23 protein-coding genes are annotated in these 21,319 nt (G+C 65.1%); 11 read left to right on the top strand and 12 right to left on the bottom strand.

Annotated elements, in window-relative coordinates; genetic code table 11:
• Positions 1-108: 108 nt before the first annotated feature.
• From H3H45_RS05340 to H3H45_RS05320, 5 genes are all read right to left on the bottom strand, one after another.
• A complete protein-coding gene (locus H3H45_RS05340) occupies positions 109-1,998 on the bottom strand; it encodes a GGDEF domain-containing protein (RefSeq protein WP_182832675.1) in 1,890 nt (629 codons plus the stop codon).
• Complete coding sequence (locus tag H3H45_RS05335; RefSeq protein ID WP_407926682.1) at positions 1,995-2,873, bottom strand: endonuclease/exonuclease/phosphatase family protein; 879 nt, start codon at positions 2,871-2,873, stop codon at positions 1,995-1,997. The genes H3H45_RS05340 and H3H45_RS05335 overlap by 4 nt, the downstream gene beginning before the upstream one ends.
• A 13-nt stretch (positions 2,874-2,886) precedes the next feature.
• A complete protein-coding gene (locus H3H45_RS05330) occupies positions 2,887-3,516 on the bottom strand; it encodes a thiol:disulfide interchange protein DsbA/DsbL (protein WP_182832673.1) in 630 nt (209 codons plus the stop codon).
• 181 nt (positions 3,517-3,697) lie between these two features.
• On the bottom strand, positions 3,698-4,321 hold the full coding sequence (locus H3H45_RS05325) for a c-type cytochrome (RefSeq protein ID WP_182832672.1): 624 nt from the start codon (positions 4,319-4,321) through the stop codon (positions 3,698-3,700).
• Between the two features lie 44 nt (positions 4,322-4,365).
• Entirely contained in the window at positions 4,366-4,659 is a 294-nt protein-coding gene (locus H3H45_RS05320) for a c-type cytochrome (protein ID WP_182832671.1), read from the bottom strand.
• Between the two features lie 182 nt (positions 4,660-4,841).
• On the opposite strand from H3H45_RS05320, the gene yihA reads away from it, so the two are divergent.
• Positions 4,842-5,492 carry a ribosome biogenesis GTP-binding protein YihA/YsxC gene (gene yihA, locus H3H45_RS05315; RefSeq protein WP_182832670.1) on the top strand — a complete coding sequence of 217 codons (651 nt, stop codon included), beginning with the start codon at positions 4,842-4,844 and terminating at the stop codon, positions 5,490-5,492.
• A gap of 303 nt (positions 5,493-5,795) precedes the next feature.
• On the opposite strand, the gene polA is transcribed toward yihA, so the two are convergent.
• Positions 5,796-8,618, bottom strand: coding sequence for a DNA polymerase I (gene polA, locus H3H45_RS05310; RefSeq protein WP_182832669.1), 2,823 nt, complete (start codon positions 8,616-8,618; stop codon positions 5,796-5,798).
• A gap of 73 nt (positions 8,619-8,691) precedes the next feature.
• On the opposite strand from polA, the gene H3H45_RS05305 reads away from it, so the two are divergent.
• Together H3H45_RS05305 and H3H45_RS05300 are read left to right on the top strand one after the other, a co-directional pair.
• Positions 8,692-8,979 carry a DUF2782 domain-containing protein gene (locus tag H3H45_RS05305; protein WP_182832668.1) on the top strand — a complete coding sequence of 96 codons (288 nt, stop codon included), beginning with the start codon at positions 8,692-8,694 and terminating at the stop codon, positions 8,977-8,979.
• A gap of 55 nt (positions 8,980-9,034) precedes the next feature.
• Positions 9,035-9,985: a homoserine kinase gene (locus H3H45_RS05300; protein WP_182832667.1), complete on the top strand. Its 951-nt coding sequence runs from the start codon at positions 9,035-9,037 to the stop codon at positions 9,983-9,985.
• A gap of 7 nt (positions 9,986-9,992) precedes the next feature.
• On the opposite strand, the gene H3H45_RS05295 is transcribed toward H3H45_RS05300, so the two are convergent.
• Positions 9,993-10,901, bottom strand: coding sequence for a zinc ABC transporter substrate-binding protein (locus H3H45_RS05295; RefSeq protein WP_407926673.1), 909 nt, complete (start codon positions 10,899-10,901; stop codon positions 9,993-9,995).
• A gap of 63 nt (positions 10,902-10,964) precedes the next feature.
• Here H3H45_RS05295 and zur point away from each other — a divergent pair, with 63 nt between their 5' ends.
• From zur to H3H45_RS05260, 7 genes are all read left to right on the top strand, one after another.
• Positions 10,965-11,465, top strand: coding sequence for a zinc uptake transcriptional repressor Zur (zur, locus tag H3H45_RS05290; protein WP_182832665.1), 501 nt, complete (start codon positions 10,965-10,967; stop codon positions 11,463-11,465).
• Complete coding sequence (znuC, locus tag H3H45_RS05285; RefSeq protein WP_182832664.1) at positions 11,462-12,253, top strand: zinc ABC transporter ATP-binding protein ZnuC; 792 nt, start codon at positions 11,462-11,464, stop codon at positions 12,251-12,253. Before zur ends, znuC begins: the two co-directional genes overlap by 4 nt.
• On the top strand, positions 12,253-13,041 hold the full coding sequence (gene znuB / locus H3H45_RS05280) for a zinc ABC transporter permease subunit ZnuB (protein ID WP_182832663.1): 789 nt from the start codon (positions 12,253-12,255) through the stop codon (positions 13,039-13,041). The genes znuC and znuB overlap by 1 nt, the downstream gene beginning before the upstream one ends.
• A gap of 53 nt (positions 13,042-13,094) precedes the next feature.
• Entirely contained in the window at positions 13,095-14,048 is a 954-nt protein-coding gene (locus tag H3H45_RS05275; RefSeq protein ID WP_182832662.1) for a hypothetical protein, read from the top strand.
• A 347-nt stretch (positions 14,049-14,395) separates the two neighbouring features.
• Positions 14,396-15,403 carry a methionine ABC transporter ATP-binding protein gene (locus H3H45_RS05270; RefSeq protein WP_182832661.1) on the top strand — a complete coding sequence of 336 codons (1,008 nt, stop codon included), beginning with the start codon at positions 14,396-14,398 and terminating at the stop codon, positions 15,401-15,403.
• Positions 15,400-16,080, top strand: a complete 681-nt coding sequence (locus H3H45_RS05265) for a methionine ABC transporter permease (protein WP_182832660.1) — start codon at positions 15,400-15,402, stop codon at positions 16,078-16,080. The genes H3H45_RS05270 and H3H45_RS05265 overlap by 4 nt, the downstream gene beginning before the upstream one ends.
• A gap of 96 nt (positions 16,081-16,176) precedes the next feature.
• Positions 16,177-16,959, top strand: a complete 783-nt coding sequence (locus H3H45_RS05260) for a MetQ/NlpA family ABC transporter substrate-binding protein (RefSeq protein WP_182832659.1) — start codon at positions 16,177-16,179, stop codon at positions 16,957-16,959.
• 124 nt (positions 16,960-17,083) lie between these two features.
• Here H3H45_RS05260 and H3H45_RS05255 read toward each other — a convergent pair whose 3' ends face one another.
• The 5 genes from H3H45_RS05255 to H3H45_RS05235 are packed head-to-tail and all read right to left on the bottom strand — an operon-like array spanning position 17,084 to position 21,032.
• Entirely contained in the window at positions 17,084-17,719 is a 636-nt protein-coding gene (locus H3H45_RS05255; RefSeq protein ID WP_182832658.1) for an SCO family protein, read from the bottom strand.
• Positions 17,716-18,615 carry a heme o synthase gene (gene cyoE, locus H3H45_RS05250; RefSeq protein ID WP_182832657.1) on the bottom strand — a complete coding sequence of 300 codons (900 nt, stop codon included), beginning with the start codon at positions 18,613-18,615 and terminating at the stop codon, positions 17,716-17,718. The genes H3H45_RS05255 and cyoE overlap by 4 nt, the downstream gene beginning before the upstream one ends.
• 18 nt (positions 18,616-18,633) lie before the next feature.
• Positions 18,634-19,689 (bottom strand): COX15/CtaA family protein, encoded by a 1,056-nt coding sequence (locus tag H3H45_RS05245; RefSeq protein WP_182832656.1) that lies wholly within the window; start codon positions 19,687-19,689, stop codon positions 18,634-18,636.
• A 43-nt stretch (positions 19,690-19,732) separates the two neighbouring features.
• Positions 19,733-20,326, bottom strand: coding sequence for a hypothetical protein (locus tag H3H45_RS05240; protein ID WP_182832655.1), 594 nt, complete (start codon positions 20,324-20,326; stop codon positions 19,733-19,735).
• Positions 20,289-21,032, bottom strand: a complete 744-nt coding sequence (locus tag H3H45_RS05235; RefSeq protein ID WP_182832654.1) for an SURF1 family protein — start codon at positions 21,030-21,032, stop codon at positions 20,289-20,291. The genes H3H45_RS05240 and H3H45_RS05235 overlap by 38 nt, the downstream gene beginning before the upstream one ends.
• A gap of 72 nt (positions 21,033-21,104) precedes the next feature.
• Here H3H45_RS05235 and H3H45_RS05230 point away from each other — a divergent pair, with 72 nt between their 5' ends.
• Entirely contained in the window at positions 21,105-21,308 is a 204-nt protein-coding gene (locus H3H45_RS05230) for a twin transmembrane helix small protein (RefSeq protein ID WP_110680540.1), read from the top strand.
• Positions 21,309-21,319: the final 11 nt, after the last annotated feature.

Below are 21,319 nucleotides of genomic sequence, written 5' to 3'. Positions count from 1 at the left end.
CTGGCCAATCAGGCATTGATTGGATGAGTTAGAACGCCTCTGTGCTTAGGGGCGCCAGGCGCACCAGTGCCCCAACTTCTGGGACGCCCGGCTAGAGGTTCTTGCCCGTCAGCTCTGCTCGATACGGTTGCGCCCGCTGCGCTTGGCCCGATACAGCGCCTGGTCGGCGCGCTCGAAGACCACGTCACTGCTCTCACCAACGGCGAATGCGGTCAGCCCGGCGGACAGGGTGATGGTCACCCGCTCGCCACGGAAGTGGAACGGGCAGTGCTCAATTGCCGAGAGCAGGGTCTGCAATAGCTGCGCACCGCCCTCCAGCGGAGTAGCCGGGATCAGCAGGACGAACTCTTCGCCACCGAAACGAGCAATGAAATCGGTCTTGCGCAGGCGCTTGTTCAGTTCGCCGGCGACTATCTTCAGCACCTTGTCGCCGGCCAGGTGGCCATAACCATCGTTGATCCGTTTGAAGTGGTCGATGTCCAGTACCGCTAGCAGCAGCTCACCGCCGTAACGCTGCCAGCGCGCCACTTCCAGCTCCAGACGCTCACTCCAGCCGGCACGGTTGGCCAGCCCGGTGAGTGGATCGATCAGGGCCTTGAGCCGTTGCTCTTCGAGGTGATCGCGGAAGCTCTGTGCTTCCTGCTCCATCTCCGCGACTTTCTGCGCCAGGGCCTGCAAGCGCTCGGCTACCTCATCCTCATGACCGTCACGCTGACGCTGGTGCTCGGAAACCGTATTGAGCAAACCGTCTAGGCGCGCTTCCAGGGCCTGCTTCAGGCTTTCCAGATCCGCCGCCTCCTGCACGCTGGCTTGCAGGCCGCTGACCTGTTCACGCAGCTCCTGATTGAAGCTGCGAGCGCTTTCAAGCGACTCGCTGTAGCCCTCATGAGCTTCGCTGAGGGTGCCGAGAAAGGCCGCCAGGCGCTCATTGAGCTGTTTGAGATAACCGGCGAATTCGCGCTGGCCACTGTCGGTGACGGCAAGCACCAGCACGGCCAGATCATCCAGCACCGGCACCAGCTCGTACCAGTTCAGGCCGCCCTGCATGCGTGCGCGTAGCTCTTCGCCCTGGGGTTGGTGACGCAGCGGCAGCTCCAGCTCATCGAGCAGGCCAAGCAGGCTCTGCGCAACATGCGGTGCCACCGCGCTGTAGCCGGGCTCGGCTGGTTCGGGCAGGGCATAGGCAGGATCATCGCCGCCACTGAATACCCGCGCATCCAGCGGCAAACTGTCTAAAGCGGGGGTGGGCCGGGTTACAGCCAGCACAGGGGCGATCGGCTCCGAGCCCGCAGCAAGCGCGGCAGCGGCCGGCACAGGCTGACTAGCTGGCTGCGCCGATGCAGCGGGAGCAGCGGGAGCAGCGGGAGCAGCGGGCTGATCATCCTCGTCCGCCGCCAGGGACTGCGGCAGAACGACTTCGTCGCGCGCCTCGGCCACTTCACTGTCGGACGCCGCCTTGTCCGAGCCAGGCGCCTCCTCACGCCCTCCGAACAGGCGCTGCAACAGGCCAGGCCGGGCGACCTGATCGCTGCCCAGCACCGCCAGCACCTTCTGCTGCAGGCTGCTCAGCTCGGCCAGCAAGGCCGGCATCTCGCGTGGCTGGCTGGCCCGCTCATCGATGCGCTTGGCGAATTGCTTGAGCGCCCGACGCACCTCACGGGGCAGATCCAGGGCCAGCAACTGCTGGGTCAGCCCGGTGATCCCGGCGACGTTCTGCTCAACCCGTTGCTGACGCCGCTGCTCGGAGTCGAGCACGGCTTTTTCCAGACGCGGGATCAGGGCGGACAAGCCGGCATCCATCTGCTCGCCGCGGATGATCTCGCGCAGCTCCTGCATGCACTGGTCGACCGCCTTGTCCGAGCCTTCAGCAGCCAGCGAGCTACGCACCAGGCCACGGCGCAACAGATCGAGGCGGGCGTCCCAGCGGCGCTCGAGCTTTTCCTGTTGTTCCAGGCTATCGAGGTATTTGGCTTTCCAGCGCTGGGCATCATCGGTCATGGGGGCGATCCAGTGGTAAGCGTCTTCAGCGTAGTAGCCGGCGCACCGGTAAGCCCGGCCGGCAAGCGAATATCGATGGCCACCGGCAGGTGATCGGAAATCGGCTGGCTGAGCACCGCCACCCGTTCCACGGCCAGGCCGGGGCTGAGCAGAATATGATCGAGGCAGCGCTGTGGCCGCCAGCTGGGGAAGGTCGCCTCAATCTGCGGAGCAAGCAGGCCGAGGTCACGCAGCGGCGAGTGCTGCAGCAGATCGGCAGCATGGGTGTTCATGTCACCCATGAGGATCTGGTGTTGGTAACCACCAATCAGCTCGCGGATATAGGCCAACTGACGGGTGCGAGTACGCGCGCCCAGGGCCAGGTGCATGACCACCACCACCAGGGCTTCGGCACCCTCACCAAAACGCAGCAGGATGGCACCGCGCCCCGGTGGCCCGGGCAGGGGATGGTCTTCCAGTTGCTGCGGCTGCCAGCGGCTGAGCATGCCATTGCTGTGCTGGGCCAGACGACCCAGGTTGCGATTGAGCTGCTGGTACCAGTAGGGGAAGGCGCCGAGTTCGGCGAGGTGCTCGACCTGGTTGACGAAGCCCGAGCGCAGGCTGCCGCCATCGACTTCCTGCAGGGCAACCAGGTCGTAGTCAGCGAGCAGGGCACCGATCTTCTGCAGATTACCAGCGCGCCCAGGGTGCGGCAGCAGATGCTGCCAGCCACGGGTCAGGTAGTGGTGGTAACGCTCGGTGCTGTTGCCGACCTGGATATTGAAACTGAGCAGGCGCAGCAAGCCGCTGCAAGGCGGTCCGGCAGAGTCCGGGCAACGACCGTTAACCTGCGGTTGGTGCAGACCGATCGAACGCCCGGAACTCCAGCGGCGCAGCATGATGGTTTACTCAGCGAGCGGCCCGCTCTTTGTCGATGAGGTAATCGGCGACTTGCAGCAGCTGCTCTTCGCCACCCGCGGAACGCACATCGAAACGGTATTTGCCGTTGACGATCAGCACCGGTACGCCAGTGATCTGATAGGCCTTGGCCAGTTGCTTGGCCTTGGCCATCTGGCCCTTCACAGCAAAGGAATTGTAGGTGTTGAGGAAAGAGTCGCGATCGACACCCTGCTCGGCGAGGAAGTCGGCCATTTCTTCCGGATCCTTCAGTTCCTTGCCTTGCTTGTGGATGGCATCGAACACGGCCTTGTGCACACGCTGCTCGACCTTCATCAGGTCGAGGGTGATGAACAGCTGGCCATGGATATCCCAGGTGCGCCCGAACAGGGCCGGTACGCGGATGAAGTTGACGTCAGCGGGGAGTTTTTCCGCCCAGGCGTTCAGGGCCGGCTCCAGCTGATAGCAGTGCGGGCAGCCATACCAGAACAGCTCCACCACTTCGATCTTGCCCGGCTGGGACACCGGAACCGCTTTCTGCAGCTGGACATAGTGCTGGCCCGCGGTAATCGGCTCAGCTTGAACACCGAAGCTGAACAGACTGAGGCTGGCGAGGGCCGCACTGACAATCAGGTTACGCATGCATGACTCCTTGGCAAATGGATGCCGCTCGGGGCGGGCCTGGGTTCGACCGGCGGCCCGGGGGCGGGTTCCGGCATTGTAGCGGCGCCGCCCATAAAAAAGGGCGGCCGAAGCCACCCTTTTTCGAACACCAGTTCAGGTCTTGGAACCTGTTTACGATCTGTTGATCGTAGGCCGGTTCTTAGTGCAGGCCCTGGATGTAGCTGGAAACGGCCGCGATATCCTTGTTGCTCAGCTTGGCAGCGATGGCACGCATGATCAGCGTGTCGCCATCGTTGGTGCGGTTGCCTTCGCGGAAGTCGGTCAGCTGCTTGGCCACATACGCACCATGCTGGCCACCCAGCTTGGGGTAACCGGCAAGCGCATTGCCCGCGCCGTCTGGCGAGTGACAGCCGGTGCAGGCTGGCATGCCTTCTTCCAGCTTGCCGCCGCGGAACAGCTCGGCACCACGGGCAACCAGTGCCGGATCGGCTGCGCCAACACTCATGCTCTGGCTGGCGTAGTAGGCCGCGATGTCAGCCAGGTCCTGATCGCTCAGGTTGGTCAGCAAACCGGTCATTTCGACGATCTGGCGCTTGCCGGACTTCACATCCTGCAACTGCTTGAACAGGTATTTCTCACCCTGGCCAGCCAGTTTCGGGAAGTTCGGTGCGGCGCTGTTGCCATCAGCCCCGTGGCACGCGCCACACACGGCGGTTTTCGTCTTGCCAGCTTCGGCATCGCCAACGATCGCGGCGCCACCAGCAGCATATGCTGCGGAGGAGAGGCCAAGGCTCAACAGCAGAGTCACGAGTACTTTGTTCATCAGCTAATCCAATAACGGCTAGAGGTAAAAGAGTTTCTGCGGGATTACTCGCTCATCACCTTGATGACGGCCTGGTAGTCCTCTGCAGTGCAGTCCATGCACAAACCACGCGGCGGCATGGCATTCAAACCATTGGTCACGCTGGTTACCAGCGCGTCCATGCCCTTGGCCAGACGCGGCTCCCAGGCAGCCTTGTCGCCACGCTTGGGCGCCATCGGCAATTGTCCATTGTGGCAGGCCGCGCAAGCCTTGGCGTACACCGCCTCGGCATCCTGTGCAGCCTGTACATTAGCGGACAGGGCACAAAGTGCAGCCGCTGCAATCAATACTTTTTTCATGGGCCAACCTCATCAGGGCGGGGAACGATCTGCGTTCTATCGCGCAGCTGATTTGTTCGTTCCCGGAACAACGGACGGGACAAAGCGCACACAAAATCTGCGGCATTATATACTGGCGTCGCTGAAACGGAAGCGACACCATGCCGCGCCTCACGCGGCGCCCGCCCCAACCGGAACCTCCCATGCAACCCAAGAATCCCATCATCGGTCTGTGCCAGCAGGCTACGTTCATGATCAGTGCGGCCAAGGTCGACCAGTGCCCGCCAGACGAAGGCTATGAAGTGGCCTTTGCCGGGCGCTCCAACGCCGGCAAGTCGAGTGCGCTGAACACCCTGACCCATGCCAACCTGGCCCGCACCTCGAAGACACCGGGCCGCACCCAGCTGCTCAACTTCTTCACCCTGGACGAAGAACGCCGCCTGGTCGACCTGCCCGGTTATGGCTATGCCAAGGTGCCAATTCCGCTGAAACAGCACTGGCAGCGCCACCTGGAAGCCTACCTGAGCAGCCGCGAGAGCCTGGTCGGGCTGATCCTGATGATGGATATCCGCCATCCGCTGACCGAGTTCGACCGCATGATGCTCGACTGGTCCCAGGCCAGCCATATGCCGCTGCACATCCTGCTGACCAAGGCCGACAAGCTGACCTTCGGCGCAGCCAAGAACGCTCTGCTCAAGGTGCGTCAGGATATCCACAAGGGCTGGGGCACAGACGCCAGCATCCAGCTGTTCTCGGCACCCAAGCGCCAGGGCGTCGAGGAAGCGCAGGCCGTGCTGGCTGGCTGGATGGGGCTGCTCGAGGAGGCCGATGACGATCAGGAACCGGCTGAGTAAGTGCCGGCTTGCTACGGCTGCACGCAGCAAATCGTGAACAAAAAAAGCCCCGGGCTTCGTATGGGGAGGGAGAAGACCGGGGCTCAATTCTGAACCGCTAGGGCGGGGTTCAGAGATCTGCCAACACTAAACACACATAGGAGCATCGAAGGGCTGATGCCATTCGTAATCTCTGACCGGGCTTGCCAGCGGATAGTTCAGTGATTTTTTAAATCGCATTGCGATAAGCAATGATTTGAAAGACTGAAACGAACTAAAAAGCCGGCGAGCTGCGACCCTATGCCGCAGCCTCTGACCGCGCAATCAGTGCGCTTCGTCCCAGTTGTCACCCACTCCCGCCTCAACCAACAGCGGCACATCCAGCTCGGCGGCACCGCTCATCAACGGCAGCAGACCAGCCTTGAGCGCGTCGATTTGATCCTCGCGCACCTCCAGCACCAGTTCGTCGTGTACCTGCAGGATGACCTTGGCATCCAGCCCGGACTGCGGCAGCCAGGCGTCCACGGCGATCATCGCGCGCTTCATGATGTCGGCTGCGGTGCCCTGCATCGGTGCGTTGATTGCGGTGCGCTCGGCGCCCTTGCGCAGTGACGGGTTCTTCGCATGGATATCCGGCAGGTACAGACGGCGGCCAAACAGGGTCTCGACATAGCCCTGTTGCGACGCCTGCTCGCGGGTGCGCTCCATGTAGGCCAGCACCCCGGGATAACGGTGGAAGTAGACGTCGATATAGGCCTGTGCCTGCTTGCGGTCGCAGCCGATCTGCTTGGCCAGGCCGAAGGCGCTCATGCCGTAGATCAGGCCGAAGTTAATCGCCTTGGCGCTGCGCCGCTGGTCGTTGGTCACTGCGTCGAGAGGCACGCCGAACACTTCGGCGGCGGTCGCCTTGTGCACGTCGCGGCCGTGGCGGAAGGCATCCAGCAGGCCTTCGTCCTGGGCCAGGTGAGCCATGATGCGCAGCTCGATCTGCGAGTAGTCCGCCGCCAGCAGCTTGTAGCCCTTGGGCGCGATGAACGCCTGGCGAATGCGCCGGCCTTCGGCGGTGCGGATCGGGATGTTCTGCAGGTTCGGATCGGTCGAGGACAAGCGCCCGGTGGCGGTGACGGCCTGGTGGTAACTGGTGTGGATGCGCCCGGTGCGCGGGTTGATCTGCTCTGGCAGGCGGTCGGTGTAGGTGCTTTTCAGTTTGCTCAGGGAGCGGTACTGCATCAGCACCTTGGGCAGTTCGTAATCCTGCTCGGCCAGTTCGGCGAGCACCGCTTCGGCGGTCGAGGCCTGGCCGGTGGCGGTCTTACTGATGATCGGCAGGCCGAGTTTCTCGTAGAGGATCGCGCCGAGCTGCTTGGGCGAACCGAGGTTGAACTCTTCGCCGGCGATGGCGAAGGCCTGGCGCTCCAGCTCGACCAGGCGCTCGCCCAGTTCGACGCTGTGCTGGCCGAGCAGCTTGGCGTCGACCAGCGCGCCCTGGCGTTCGATACGCGCCAATACCGGCACCAGCGGCATCTCGATCTCGCGCAGCACCTTGGCCAGGGTCGGCGTTTCCTGCAATTTGGCCCACAACGTCTGGTGCAGGCGCAGGGTTACGTCGGCGTCTTCCGCTGCGTAAGGGCCGGCCTGTTCCAGGGCGATCTGGTCGAAAGTCAGCTGCTTGGCACCTTTGCCGGCGATGTCCTCGAAACGGATGGTGCTGTGGTCGAGGTACTTCAGCGCCAGGCTGTCCATATCGTGGCGGGTGGCGGTGGAGTCCAGCACATAGGATTCGAGCATGGTGTCGAAGGCCACGCCCTGCACCATGATCGGCGTCGAGGCATGGGCCAGCACATTCATGTCGTACTTGGCGTGCTGGCCAACCTTGGCCTTGGCCGGGTCTTCCAGCAGCGGTTTGAGCGCGCGCAGCACCGCATCGCGATCCAGCTGCGCCGGCACGCCCATGTAGGTGTGGGCCAGCGGCACATAGGCGGCCTCGCCAGCGCTGACGGCGAAGGACACGCCGACCACCTGAGCCTGCTGCGGGTCGAGGCTGGTGGTTTCGGTATCGAAGGCGATCAGCTCGGCCTGCTCCAGCTTCTGCAGCCAGGCATCGAACCGGGCCTGCTCCAGCACGGTTTCATAGCGTGTGTCGCTGGCGACCGGCTGCTCCTGCTGCTGTTCCTCGACTGCAGCTGCCAGCGGTTCAGGCTCATCGAACAGCCCGCCACTGCTCACCAGCGGCTTAGCCGCAGCCTTGGCCAGCGGTTTGCTGCGCGCCTGCTCGCGCTGCAGCTCATCCAGCCAGCTCCTGAATTCCAGTTCGGTATAGAGAGTGGTCAGCGCCTCGCGATCCGGCTCACCCGGGTGCAGGTCGTCGACGCCGACATCCAGCTCGACGTCCAGCTTGATGGTCGCCAGCTGGTAGGACAGGAAGGCCATGTCCTTATGCTCGGCGAGCTTGGCCGGCAGGGTCTTGGCCCCGCGAATCGGCAGCTCCGGCACCTTGTCGAGGTTGGCGTAGAGCACGTCGAGGCCGCCACCGACGCCGACCAGCAGGCCCAGCGCGGTCTTCTCGCCGACGCCCGGCACACCGGGAATGTTGTCGACCTTGTCGCCCATCAGCGCCAGGTAGTCGATGATCAGCTCCGGGCCGACGCCGAATTTCTCTTTCACGCCCTCCACGTCATAGACGCTGCCGGTCATGGTGTTGACCAGGGTGACGTGCGGACAGACCAGCTGGGCCATGTCCTTGTCGCCGGTGGAGATCACCACGTCGCGACCCAGGGCGGCGGTCTGCCGGGCCAGGGTGCCGATCACGTCGTCGGCCTCGACCCCTTCGACGCACAGCAGCGGGTAACCAAGGGCACGCACAGCCGCATGCAGCGGCTCGACCTGGCCACGCAGCTCCTCCGGCATCGGCGGGCGGTTGGCTTTGTACTCGGCGAACATGGCGTCGCGGAAGGTGCCACCCTTGGCGTCGAACACCACCGCGAAGGGGCTGTGCGGATACTGTTTGCGCAGGCTCTTGAGCATGTTCAACACGCCCTTCACCGCTCCGGTTTGCAGGCCCTTGGAAGTGGCCAGCGGCGGCAGGGCATGGAAGGCGCGGTACAGGTAAGAGGAACCGTCGACCAGAACCAGAGGAGCGTTAGACATGCGCAGGATCAACCTTTTGCCAGGGGCGGGCGCTAGAATGAACCCACCAACCAGAGAAAGGGACAAGGTTACCATGCGCGTACTCAACCGCCTGTTGCTCACCGGCCTGCTGGCCATCAGCCCGCTGTATGCCATCGCCGCCGAGGATGCGCCGAGCGCCGATCCGGACGTGACCATCCGCCAGGATGGCGACAAGACCATCACCGAATACCGCCAGAACGGTTTTCTGTATGCCATCAAGATCACCCCGAAAGGCGGCAAGCCCTACTTTCTGGTGCGTGCCGATGGCAGCGAAGGCAACTTCATCCGCTCCGACCAGCCGGATATGCTGATCCCGGCCTGGGAAATCTTTAAGTGGTAAACCCTCGGGCAGTCGGCCAACCGCCTGCCCCCTGAACTAAACGGACGCGCCTGCCATGTCGGTCTTCACCCCCCTGGAACGCCACGAACTGGAAGCCTTCCTCGCGCCCTACGGGCTGGGGCGGTTGAAGGACTTCCAGGGCATCAGTGCCGGCACCGAGAACAGCAACTTCTTCGTCAGCCTGGACGGCGGCGAATATGTGCTGACCCTGGTCGAGCGCGGCCCACGGGCCGACATGCCGTTCTTCATCGAGCTGCTCGCGCGCCTGCACCAGGCCGGCTTGCCGGTACCCTACGCGGTGCCGATGCAAAACGGCGAAGCCCTCGGTGAACTGGCAGAAAAGCCGGCGATCCTGCAGCCGCGCCTGGCCGGCAAGCACATCAGCCAACCCAATGCCCACCACTGCGCGGAGATCGGCAGCTGGCTGGCGCGCCTGCACCTGGCCACCCGCGACAATATCCTCGAACGGCGCAGCGACCGCGGCCTCGACTGGATGCTCGAAGAAGGCCCGATGCTGGCCCTGGAACTGCACGACGAGCAGCTGCCATTGCTGCGCGACAGCCTGCACGAAGTGGCCGAACTGAAGGCGCGCATCCTCGCCCTGCCGCGCGCCAACCTGCACGCTGACCTGTTCCGCGACAACGCGCTGTTCGACGGCAACCAGCTGGCCGGGGTGATCGACTTCTACAACGCCTGCTCCGGGCCGATGCTCTACGACCTGGCGATCACCCTCAATGACTGGTGCTCGCAGGCCGACGACAGCCTCGACCTGCCGCGCGCCCGCGCCCTGCTCGGCGCCTACGCCGCGCTACGGCCGTTCACCCGCAGCGAAGCCGAGCTGTGGCCGGCCATGCTGCGCATCGCCTGCCTGCGCTTCTGGCTGTCACGTTTGATCGCCGCGCGGCGCTTCCAGGGCCGTGATGTGCTGGTCAAGGATCCCGGCGAGTTCCAGCGCCGTCTGGCGCAGCGACAGCAGATCAGCCTGGCGCTGCCCTTCGCTCTCTGAGCTGTTCCTACAGGCTTTCCAGGCAGCCGGCCAGCTCGCTGGCCAAGCCTTCCAGCAACTGCTCATAGCTCTGCGCCGAGGCGCCCAGCGCATCCATTTCTGCCAGCTTGACCGGCAGGCCTGCGCTCAGGGTTTCTGCCAGGCGCGGGCGCAGCGGCGGCTCGCTGAACACGCAGCTCGGCCCGGCCGCCTGCAGGCGCTCACGCATCGCCGCCACATGCCGCGCACCCGGCTGCACCTCGGCGGCCACGCTGAATACACCGGCATGTTTGAGGCCATAGGCGGCCTCGAAGTAGTCATAGGCCTCGTGGAAGACGAAGTAGGGCTTGCCGACCACCTTGCCCAGACGCGCATGCAGGCGCTGGTCGAGGGCATCCAGGCGCGCTTCGAAGGCAGCCAGGTTGCTCTGGTAACGGGCGGCATTGGCCGGATCGGCCTGGGCCAGGTCGGCAGCCATCTTCGCGGCGATCACCTTGGCGTTATGCGGCAACAGCCAGAGGTGGGCGTCCAGCGTGCCGGGGCGGTGATCGTGGTCGTGCTCATCATGGGCATGCTCATCGTGGCCGTGCTCGTCGTTCTCTGGCTTGGAAAAATGGCGCAGCTGCAGGCCGGGCAAGTCCTGCAGCGCCACACTCGGCAAACTGCGCGACTGCAGCACGCGCGGCAGGAAGCTCTCCATGTCCGGGCCAATCCAGTACAGCAGGGTGACGCTCTGCACCTGGCGCACATCTGACGGGCGCAGGGCGAAACGGTGCGGCGAGGCGCCCGGCGGCAGCAGCACGGCCGGGGTGCCGACACCCTCCTGCACCGCAGCGGCGATCAGTTGCAACGGCTTGATGCTGGTCAGCAGCTGCACTTCGGCGCGAGCGGAGAGGGAAAACAGGCAGAGCAGGACAACCACGGAAAGACGCGACACGACGGCAAGACTCGGCAGGCAAAGAGTTATAGAATAACGTCTCTTCACCCGGACGTCCTCGTCATGTTCAAACCGCATACCGCCAACACGCCCCTGGCCTGCCTGCCGCACGACCATTCGCACTGTGTCAGCAGCGCCCTGGCAGAGGCCGATGCACTCTGCACCAAGCAGGGCGTGCGCCTGACCGCCCTGCGCAAGCGCGTGCTGGAGCTGGTCTGGCAGAGCCACAAGCCGCTGGGCGCCTACGACATCCTCGGCGTGCTGAGCGAGGCCGACGGCCGGCGCGCCGCACCGCCGACCGTCTATCGGGCGCTGGATTTCCTCCAGGAAAACGGCCTGGTGCATCGCATCGCATCGCTCAACGCCTTTATTGGCTGCGTGCGCCCGGAACATGCGCACCAGGGCCAGTTCCTCATCTGTCGCAATTGCCACACCGCCATAGAGCTGGAGCTGCCGAGCATCAGCCAGGCGATTGTCACCGGTGCCAAGGCGGTGGGTTTCGTGGTGGAAAGCCAGACCGTGGAAATCGTCGGCCTTTGCGCCAGTTGCCGGGAGGCGGCATGAGCGAGGTACTGGTCCAGCTCGACGGCGTTGGCGTTGGCTTTGCCGGGCAGCGCGTGTTGCAAGATGTGCAGCTGACCGTACGCGCCGGTGAGATCGTCACCCTGATCGGCCCCAACGGCGCCGGCAAGACCACCCTGGTGCGCGCCGTGCTCGGCCTGCTCAAGCCCGACAACGGCCGGGTGCAACGCAAGGCACGCCTGCGCATCGGCTACATGCCGCAGAAACTGCACGTCGACCCGACCCTGCCGCTCTCGGTGCTGCGTTTCCTGCGCCTGGTGCCAGGGGTTGACCGCGCCGCGGCGCAGGCGGCGCTGGCCGAGGTCGGTGCCGAGCAGGTGATCGACAGCCCGCTGCAGGGCATTTCCGGCGGCGAACTGCAGCGCGTGCTGCTGGCCCGCGCCCTGCTGCGTGAGCCCGAACTGCTGGTGCTCGACGAACCGGTGCAGGGCGTCGACGTCGCCGGCCAGGCCGAGCTGTACCGCCTGATCACCCAGCTGCGCGACCGCCACGGCTGCGGCGTGCTGATGGTCTCCCACGACCTGCACCTGGTGATGAGCACCACCGACCAGGTGGTCTGCCTGAATCGCCACGTGTGCTGCTCCGGCCACCCGGAGCAGGTCAGTAATGACCCGGTATTCGTCGAGATGTTCGGCCAGGACGCCAAGAGCCTGGCCATCTACCACCACCACCACGACCACAGCCACGATCTGCACGGCGCGGTGGTCGATCAGCCCGGCCTGACCATCCACGGCCCGGCCCATGTCCACGGCCCCGGTTGCAAACATTGATGCCCGATTTCCTGCTCAACGCCCTGCTCGCCGGCCTGGCCCTGGCCCTGGTCGCCGGCCCTCTGGGCTCCTTTGTGGTCTGGCGGCGCATGGCCTATTTCGGCGATACCCTGTCGCATGCCGCACTGCTCGGCGTGGCCCTCGGCCTGCTGCTGGATGTCAGCCCGACCCTGGCGGTGACCGCCGGCTGCCTGCTGCTGGCCGTGCTGCTGGTGACCCTGCAGCAGCGCCAGCCACTGGCCTCGGACACATTGCTGGGCATTCTCGCGCCGACCACCCTGTCGCTGGGTCTGGTGGTGCTGAGCTTTATGGACGAGGTGCGCATCGACCTTATGGCCTATCTCTTCGGTGACCTGCTGGCCGTCGGCCCCAGCGACCTGGCCTGGATCGTTGGCGGCGCCGTGCTGGTTCTAGCCCTGCTCGTGCCGTTGTGGCGCCAGCTGCTGGCGATCACCGTGCACGAGGAACTGGCGCGGGTCGAAGGTCTGCCGGTGGCGGCCCTGCGTCTGGCCCTGATGCTGCTGATTGCGGTGGTCATCGCGGTGGCGATGAAGATCGTCGGCGTACTGCTGATCACCTCGCTGCTGATCATTCCGGCGGCCGCCGCCCAGCGCCATGCGCGTACGCCGGAACAGATGGCGGTGGGCGCCAGTGTGCTCGGCATGCTCGCGGTAGCCGCAGGCTTGAGCCTTTCCTGGTATCAGGACACCCCAGCCGGACCGTCGATTGTGGTGTCTGCCGCGGGCCTATTTCTGTTGAGCTTTGTGCTGCCGCGCCGAGCCCGCTAGTATTGGGCGTTTTTTGCCCAAACAGAAACGCCACAGAACCAGTCGGTCATAAAATGAATTTCAACAAGACGCAATCCCTTGCCACGCTCGCGCTGAGTCTGCTGCTGGGCCAGGCCCATGCCGAATACTGGACCCCCGATGAGCTGGTCACCAGCTTCAATGGCGTATCTGCACAGATCAGCCGGGGCGAGTTGCAGGCCGCCGAGCAGAGCCTGACTGCCCTGCAGCAGCGCACCGAGAAGAATGATGTGCGCATCGAACAGTACCAGCGCGAGCTGGCCGGCGCCTACCTGAAGCAGGGCCAGCAGCAGTTGGCCGCACAGAACCCCGAAGCCGCCAGCCAAGCTCTGGCCAAGGCCAAGCCGTACATGGCCATGGCGCCCGGCTTGAAGGGCCAGTACGAACAGAGCCTGGCTGCCAGCCAGGGCGCCTCTGGCAAACCGACTGCCAAAGCCACCCCGGCCCCGGCAGCCAAACCGGCGAGTCAGCCCCAGGTCGCTGCCGCCACCGAGACTCAGCGCCGCAGCGACGTCGAACAGCGTCTGCAGCAGGCGGAAGCCAGCCTGGCACAGAAAGAAGCCGAGCGTGTGCGCCTGCAGAAGCTGGCCGAGGAACAGGCCACCGCCAAACGCGAAGCCGCTGCCGCACAAGCCGCCAAGCTCGCCGCCGCCAAAGCTGCAGCGGCGGCCGAAGCAGCCGCTGCCGCAGAGCCACGTGCGCGCCTGATCGATCCTACTGCCAGCAGCAGCAGCGTGCCCATGCCGATGCTCGACGCCAACGACCGCGACAGCCTGCGCACCCTGCTCGACGCCGTGGCCGCCGACGTGGTCGCCTTCGATTGTGCGGTACGCCTGCAAGTGCGCGAGGCCAAGGACTACCCCTTTGTTGCCGCGCTGCTGTCGGCACGGATCAAGAAGCTTGAGCCTGGCTTCAACCCGCAGTTCTCGCCGGTGCTCAAGCCGGATCAGGAACCGCGGCTGGTGCTGAGTCCGCAAAGCAACAGCTGACCCCCATCGGCGCGGCTGCGCGTCGGCCATGCGTCGTTGGGCAAGGGCCTCGGGTGCTCATTTACAGCCCGTAAACTCCGCGCCCTCGGCCCTTGCCCGCCTAGCCTGGCTCTAGCTCGCGAGCGCCGCATCCCGTAGGGCGGGTGTAACCTGCGAGCCAGATACGCGGGTTGCACCCGCCCTGCGTGCTTATGCCTGTGCATAAGCTATTCAGGCCAATAAAGACTAAGAACGCATAAACAAACCGGCTAAAATGCGCGGCTTTCGGCTAACCGCCTAGGCTAGAAGGAGTCGCCGCGCCCATCGGATGGCGGCAGTCACTCCCACGTACCCACAAGGTTCGCTCCGTGATCGAGTTCCACCACGTCAACAAGACCTACCAGGTCGCCGGGCGCGCCGTGCCCGCCTTGCAGCCCACCGACCTGCGCATCGACGCCGGCCAGGTGTTCGGCCTGATCGGCCATTCCGGGGCTGGCAAGAGCACCCTGCTGCGCCTGATCAACCGCCTGGAAGAACCCAGCGGCGGCCGCATCAGCGTCGACGGCGAGGACGTCACCGCCCTCGACGCCAACGGCCTACGCCGCTTCCGCCAGCAGGTCGGGATGATCTTCCAGCACTTCAACCTGCTGTCGTCGAAGACCGTCGCCGCCAACGTCGCCATGCCCCTGCAACTGGCCGGCGAGCTGAGCCGCGGCGAGATCGCCCAGCGCGTGGCCGAACTGCTGGCCCGCGTCGGCCTGGCCGACCACGCCAACAAGTACCCGGCGCAATTGTCCGGCGGGCAGAAACAGCGCGTCGGCATCGCCCGCGCCCTGGCCACCCAGCCGAAGATCCTGCTGTGCGATGAGGCCACCAGTGCCCTCGACCCGCAAACCACCGCCTCGGTGCTGCAGCTGCTGGCCGAGATCAACCGCGAGCTGGGCCTGACCATAGTGCTGATCACCCACGAGATGGACGTGATCCGCCGCGTGTGCGATCAGGTGGCGGTAATGGACGGCGGGCAGATCGTCGAACAGGGCCCGGTGGCCCAAGTGTTCCTGCATCCGCAGCACGCCACCACCAAGCGTTTCGTCCAGGAAGACGAGCACATCGACGAGGACGAGCAGCGCGACGACTTCGCCCATGTGCAGGGCCGCATCCTCCGGCTGACCTTCCAGGGCGAAGCCACCTACGCGCCGCTGTTGGGTACCGTGGCGCGCGAGACCGGGGTGGACTACAGCATCCTCGCCGGGCGCATCGACCGCATCAAGGACAGCCCCTACGGCCAGCTGACCCTGGCCCTCACCGGCGGCGACATCGACGCCGCGCTGGCGCGTTTCCAGGCCGCCGACGTGCATCTGGAGGTGCTGCGATGATCGATTCCCTGCTGGCCAGCTGGCTGCCCAATGTCGACTGGCAGGAGATCGGCTACGCCAGCCTCGACACCCTCAACATGCTCGGCGGCTCGCTGCTGTTCACCGTGCTGCTCGGCCTGCCGCTGGGCGTGCTGCTGTTCCTCACCGGCCCGCGGCAGATGTTCGAGCAACGCGCGCTGTACGCGGTGCTGTCGCTGCTGGTCAACGTGCTGCGCTCGGTGCCGTTCGTCATCCTGCTGATCCTGATGATCCCGCTGACCGTGCTGATCACCGGCACCTCGCTGGGCGTCGCCGGGGCCATCCCGCCGCTGGTGGTCGGTGCCACGCCGTTCTTCGCGCGCCTGGTGGAAACCGCCCTGCGCGAAGTCGACCGCGGAATAATTGAGGCGACCCAGGCCATGGGCGCGACCACCCTGCAGATCATCTTCCGCGCCCTGCTGCCAGAAGCGCTGCCGGGACTGATCGCCGCCGCCACCGTGACCGCCATCACCCTGGTCTCCTACACCGCCATGAGCGGCCTGATCGGCGGCGGCGGTCTCGGCGACCTGGCCGTGCGCTACGGCTACCAGCGCTACCAGCCGGACGTGATGGCGGTCACCGTGATCCTTCTGCTGGTGCTGGTGCAAGTCCTGCAGACCGCCGGCGACAAGCTGGTGGTGCATTTTTCTAGGAAATAAAAAGCTCGCGCAAGTAACCAACCGAATTCACCACCAGAACAGCGGGCGACCCGTTACCCACGGGACCCTGCGCCCAATCCCACAAGGAGTTGCACCATGAAAAAACTGCTGACTGCCCTGGCCGCCGCGGCCGCCCTGACCAGCGCTGCCACTCAGGCCGCCGACACCATCCGTGTCGCCGCCACCGCCGTGCCACACGCGGAGATCCTCGAGTTCGTCAAACCGGCCCTGGCCAAGGACGGCATCGACCTGCAGGTGAAAGTATTCACCGACTACGTGCAGCCGAACGTGCAAGTGGCCGAAGAGCGCCTGGACGCCAACTTTTTCCAGCACCAGCCGTATCTGGATGAATTCAACGCCTCGCGCGGCACCCAGCTGGTGAGCATCGCCGGCGTACACGTCGAACCTTTCGGCGCCTACTCGAGCAAGATCAAGACCCTCGCCGAGCTGCCGCAGGGCGCCCAGGTGGTGATCCCCAACGACGCCACCAACGGCGGCCGTGCCCTGCTGCTGCTGCAGAAGGCCGGCGTGATCAAGCTGAAAGACGGCGCCGGCATCACCGCCACCGTCAAGGACATCGCCGAGAACCCCAAGGCAATCAAGGTGCGTGAGCTGGAAGCGGCCACCCTGCCGCGTGTACTGGCCCAGGTCGACCTGGCGCTGATCAACACCAACTACGCCCTGGAAGCCGGCCTCAACCCGACCAAGGATGCCCTGGTGATCGAAGGCAGCGACTCGCCTTACGTCAACATCCTGGTGGTGCGTGAAGCCAGCAAGAACGACGCGGCCCTGCAGAAGCTGGCCAAGGCGCTGCACAGCGCCGAAGTCAAAGCCTTCATCAACGACAAATACAAAGGCGCGGTAGTGCCGGCGTTCTGATTGCCTGACCCCCGTCCAACAAAAAGCCCGCTCATTAGCGGGCTTTTTCTTGCTTGGGTTTTCGTAGCCCGGATGCAATCCGGGAAAGGAGCCGCCAGTGCCGCGGATTGCATCCGGGCTACGGCTATTTCGCGCCGAGCAGGCCCGGCAACTGCGCCGCCAGCTTGTCGTTGTTCAGCGGTGCGCGGATAAAGCCGCGCTGGGTGCCATCCGGGCCGATGATCACCAGGTTGCCGCTGTGGTCGACGGTGTAGTTTTCCTTGCTGGTATCGGCCGGGATATAGGGAATGCTCACCGCGCCGGCCAGCTTTTGCAGATCCTCCTGGGCACCGGTCAGGCCCATGAAGGCCGGGTCGAAGAAGCCGAGGTATTTCTTCAGCTGCTCGGGGTTGTCGCGCTGCGGGTCGACCGTCACCAGCACCACGCGCAGCTGGGCCTGGGTCTCGGCCGGCAGCATGCCCTTGAGCTGGCGCAGCTGGGCCAGGGTGGCCGGGCAGATATCCGGGCAGAAGGTGTAGCCGAAGAACAGCAGGCTCCACTGGCCCTTGAGCTGGTCCACGGCCTGCGCCTGGCCATCCTGGTTGGTCAGCGACAGGCCCGGCAGGCTGCGGCTCTGCGGCAACAGGACGATGCCGGCGTCGAGCAAGGCCACCTTGTCGGTGCCGTCGCCCTTGCTGTTGAGCACCTTGTTGACGGTAAGGCCGAGCACCAGGGCAACAGCGGCGACGAGGACAAACAGGGTTTTCTGCGTTCGGGTCATAGATTCAGCAACAGGTAGTGGTCGGCGAGGAGGGCGATAAACAGTAGGAACAGGTACCAGATACTGTACTTGAAGGTGCTGATCGCCGCGTGCGGTCGGCTGTCACGGTACAGCACCACGGCCCAGAACATAAAGCGCCCGCCGAGCACCACGGCGCAGGCGAGGTAGAGCAGCCCGCTCATGTGGATGGCATAGGGCAGCAGGGTCACGGCGATCATCACCGCGGTGTACAGCAGGATGTGCACCTTGGTGTAGTGCTCGCCATGGGTCACCGGCAGCATGGGGATGTCGGCCTTGGCGTATTCCTCCTTGCGGTGGATGGCCAGGGCCCAGAAGTGCGGCGGCGTCCAGGCGAAGATGATCAGCACCAGCAGCAGCGGCTCGGCACTGATATGCCCGGTGACCGCGACCCAGCCGAGCAGCGGCGGCGCGGCGCCGGCCAGGCCGCCGATGACGATGTTCTGCGGCGTGGCGCGCTTGAGGAAGCCGGTGTAGAGCACCGCATAACCGAGCAACGAGGCCAGGGTCAGCCAGGCGGCCAGCTCGTTGGTGAAGGTCAGCAGCAGGGCCATGCCCGCCACCGCCAGCAGCAGGGCAAAGCCCAGCGCCGCAACCGGCGACAGGCGCCCGGCGGTGACCGGACGCTTGTGCGTGCGCGCCATGATCGAGTCGATCCGCCGGTCGACCACATGGTTGACCGCCGCCGCCGCGCCGGCACACAGACCGATGCCCAGGTTGCCGAACACCAGCACCGGCCAGGCGACCCCGGCGCGGGTGGCGAGGAACATGCCAACCAAGGAGGTGATCAGCATCAGCAGCACCACACGCGGCTTGGTCAGTTCCAGGTAGTCGCGCCAGCTGGCGTTCTCCTGGCGGGTTTGCAGCAGAGTAGCCATGGGGGTCTCTCCTTGTGATTATTTACCGACCTGAGCCAGACCGGCAGCAGCCGGCACGGCGGCGGATTGGCGAGCGGCTACGGCAACGCTACGCAAGCGGTAGTTGATCAGCACCAGCACCAGCAGCAGGGCGGCGCCGCCGCCGTTGTGCGCGACCGCGACGGCCAGCGGCAGATGCAGCAACACATTGCTGATGCCCAGGCTGATCTGCGCGGTCAGGGCCAACAGCAGCAAGGCAGCCAGCCGGCCCTGGCCGGCAGCCCGCAAGCGCCAGGCCAGAACCAGCAGCACCAGGCTGACCAGCAGGGCGCCGATGCGGTGGCTCATGTGAATGGCGGTGCGCGCATCGCTGTCGAGCTGGCCACCGAGGTAGTTGGGGCCGATGTGCTGGGTCAGGTGGAAGCCGTTGGCGAAGTCCATTGCCGGCAGCCATTCGCCATGGCAGGTGGGCAGGTCGACACAGGCCACTGCCGCGTAGTTGGAGCTGACCCAGCCACCCAGAGCGATCTGCCCGATGACCAGAACCAGGGCCACGCCCGCCAGCACCCGCAAGCGCCGGGAAATCTGCGCCAGCACCGGTAGCGCACCCGACAGGCGCAGAGTGAGGAGAAAGAGCAGCGAAAGGGTGGTGAAACCGCCCAGCAGGTGCGCGGTGACCACCTGCGGCCACAGCTTGAGGGTCACGGTCCACATGCCGAAGGCAGCCTGGGCAATCACCACGCCGAGCAGCAACAGCGGCAGCTTGAGCGGTTGGCCAGGCTCGACGCGGCGGCGCAGGGCCTGCACCGCCAGGCCGAGAATCACCAGACCCAGCGCGCCGGCAAAATAGCGATGGATCATTTCGTACCAGCCCTTGGCCACCTCTACCGGTGCCTCGGGAAAGCGTGCTTCGGCCAGCGCCTGTTTGTGCTCGCTCATCGGCACACCGATAAAGCCGTAGCAGCCCGGCCAGTCCGGGCAGCCGAGACCGGCGTGGGTCAGGCGGGTATAGGCGCCGAGCAGGATTACCACCACTGCCAACAGGGTGGCGAACAGGGCCAGGCGGTAGCCGGGGCGGGTTGTGCGTTCAGTCATCCAGGGGCCTCATTTTTGTTGTTATGTGGGCATGACGTGGGCTTCAACCTATTTGCGACAGCTTAAGGAGCAGCCGCAGGTCATTGAGGATGGCCTTGCCCTTGGCCTTCGCGTCGTAGCGCAATACCAGGTTGCCGTGCGGATCGACCAGCCAAAGCTGCGCGCCGCTGGCACCTTTGGCGGTCTTCTCATAGGCCGGTAGCGCCAGCTCATAGCGCCCCAGCTGCGGGTACTCGCGCTGCAGCTGGGCGTCGTAATCGGCCGGCAATGGGCTGCTGACGGCCAGGCCATGGCTGGCGCGGGTGGCATCGCGATTGAGGCCTATCTGGATCTGCCGAGCGGTGTAGACCAGCTGACGGCAATCCTCTGCGCACTGCTGCGGCGCGGTGACCAGAATTTGCCAGCGTGCCTGGGCGGCGCCGCTAACCCCGAGGTCGGCCAGGCTCTGGCCGTTGCCGATCAGCTCGCCATGGTAGTTGCGCGCATCCGGCACCCAGAAACGCCACTGGTACATGGCGGTGGCGAGGACCATCGGGCCGATCGCCACCAGCAGCAGCAGGATCAGCTGCAGGCGGCCACGCAGGCGCGGCACGGCGACCTCAGGAATGCTGTTGGGGGGATTCATGGTTGTGCTCATCGTGCTGCTCCCGCGCATTGCGCCATCCGAAATAGAGGTAAAGGCCACACAGGGCCGCCGCCAGGGCGAACCACTGCACGGCGTAGCCGGTATGTTTGTCCGGGCTCATGGCCACCACCGGCCACTCTGCCAGGTAGCTGGCCGGGCCCGGTTCGAGCCGCACTTCATAGGCCAGGCCGCCACGACCCAGTTGCTGCCAAAGGCGCTGCGGCTCGACCAGGGTGATCAGCCGGGGCCAACTCTTGTCCGCCACATCGCCCTGCAACTGAAAGCTGGCGCCCGGCGGCACATAAACCTGCGCCACCAGCTCCAGCGGTTGTTGCGGGGTGGTGAATTGCGGCGGGGTACGCCGATCCGGCCAGGGCAGCCAGCCACGGTTGACCAGCAGCCACAGGCCACTGGGTTGGTCATAGAAGGGTTGCAGCAACTCGACGCCGACCTGGCCGTTGCGCTGGCGGTTGTCGAGCAGCAGGCTGTGGCGCTCGTCGAACTGCCCTTGCAGGCGGATGCGGGTGTGCGCCGGATCACGCTGTTGCTCAAGTTGGTTCAGGCTGATCGGTGCCGCGTTCTGCCGGGTTTCGTGACTGGCCAGCAGGGCACGCTTCTCCTCGGCGCGGGCCAGCTGCCAGAAGCCAAGCGTCACCAGCAGCGGCAGCAACAGGGCCACCACCACACTGGGCAGAATGCCGGGGCGAAAGGCGCTCACCGGCGACTCCCGAAACCCGCTGCGCGTCTGGCTATACTGCAACTGCACATTCCCCATCCCCCGGAGTCACGCATGCTCAAGGCCGCGATCATCCTCTTGCTGCTGGCCACCCTGGTCAGCCTGTTCAGCGGCCTGTTCTTCCTGGTCAAGGACGAGGGCCACGGCTCGCGAGTGGTCAATTCGCTGAGCGTTCGGGTGATTCTCACGGCACTGACCGTGGCGCTGATCGCCTGGGGTTTCTACAGCGGCCAACTGGTCAGTCATGTCACCTGGTAGCGGCAGGCTGC

Source organism: Aquipseudomonas guryensis (genome assembly GCF_014164785.1).
Taxonomy (GTDB): domain Bacteria; phylum Pseudomonadota; class Gammaproteobacteria; order Pseudomonadales; family Pseudomonadaceae; genus Aquipseudomonas; species Aquipseudomonas guryensis.
The sequence above is the reverse complement of the archived record's forward strand: the minus strand, read 5'-3'. Positions and strand labels throughout refer to the sequence as shown.